Below are 1,234 nucleotides of genomic sequence, written 5' to 3'. Positions count from 1 at the left end.
TTCTTCAACTAATAGCCATCACTTAGATTCATCTCGTTTTAAGTACAACCTAATACGGTGAGACTTTTTTTGTTGTTTATATAACTATGAAATGACCCAACAAATGCGTTTGATGCTTCAATCTCAAAAGTCTAGGAGGGCGTGGCTCTAAAGCTATATAATCTTATTCTTCGGCTAATAGTATATTCATCTTAAAGAGATTCTGACCGTTTTAAACTTAAAATGATATTATCAGAATACCTTTTCATCGCTACAATTCATACTACACGAAGAATTGCTGGAATATTTTGAACTGACCGATGTATAAAAAACCAGTGACTCCTACATTTTTTATTTATCTGAAAACAATATTTACTCCCAAAGCATATACGGGTAAAAAGCTGCAATCGAAGAGGTTCTTTGATGAAGAAACCGTAAGAGATTTTCCAATTCGAGTCAAAGCGTGTTATTTAAAAACCAAATGCAGGAAATGATCGAATGAAGACACTGGTAAAATAGTTTATCGCAACTGGGAATGAAACGATGGAAAATATTATGAAGAAAAGTTTTCCTATAGCCTAGATGGTAGCAGACCGCTTTCATATACAACAATTCGCCAGCGATGCGGTTCAACAAATCAGAATAGAACACCGATGGCAAGCCATTGAGCAAAAAAACAAAGAAAGTTAGCCGAGGAAACTAAAGTACCTTTTGTAGCTGTAATAGCAAATGGTGATACGTTGAATCAACTGCTTGCAAGAGGTCCTTATTTACTCTTCAAAAAACAACTGGTTCGGCACTCCGAGAGATTGGTCTACTTCACAAGTCCATAGGTCAGAAATCCTATTTCGTTTATACCCTGATTTTCAGCGAGCCTATCAACTTAGCAGACATCTGATATTTTTATTCATTCAAAGGAAAGAATTAGTGCCTTTAGAAAGTTGGCTCTTTGGTACAATGATGTCGAAAAAGCTGCCTTCAACTCTTTCAATACTATTGCCAAAACCATTGAAAATAATTATGAGAAAACCTTAAATTTCTTTGATAATAAAAACACTAATGCTTCTGCTGAATCCTTCAATGCAAAGATAAAGGTTTTTAGAAATCAGTTTAGAGATGTACGCAATGTAAATTTCTTCCTGTTTAGGCTTTCAAAATTTATGCCTAGTTCCCAACTTTTATGATTGACCCGTTTACATTTCAAGCTATTTTTGAATTGGCTGATGACAAACACAATCGTTATTTTACGCTCAAG

At 34.7% G+C, this 1,234-nt stretch carries 2 protein-coding genes; both read left to right on the top strand.

The features are described 5' to 3' along the window. Positions 1-561: 561 nt before the first annotated feature. Positions 562-669 carry a transposase gene (locus tag ACOVO2_RS21350; protein ID WP_421771931.1) on the top strand — a complete coding sequence of 36 codons (108 nt, stop codon included), beginning with the start codon at positions 562-564 and terminating at the stop codon, positions 667-669. Between the two features lie 209 nt (positions 670-878). Further along, the gene (locus ACOVO2_RS21345; protein WP_421771932.1) at positions 879-1,163 is read left to right on the top strand and encodes a transposase; all 285 of its coding nucleotides are present in this window, start codon (positions 879-881) and stop codon (positions 1,161-1,163) included. Positions 1,164-1,234 lie beyond the last annotated feature (71 nt).

Origin of the sequence: Emticicia sp. (genome assembly GCF_049241225.1) — a bacterium.
Taxonomy (GTDB): Bacteria; Bacteroidota; Bacteroidia; order Cytophagales; family Spirosomataceae; genus Emticicia.
This window is presented reverse-complemented; position numbering and strand designations above follow the sequence as displayed.

Bases quoted from the DNA above. Each gene is read 5' to 3' on its own strand.
- ACOVO2_RS21350 (WP_421771931.1), top strand. From the start codon at position 562: ATGGTAGCAGACCGCTTTCATATACAACAATTCGCCAGCGATGCGGTT.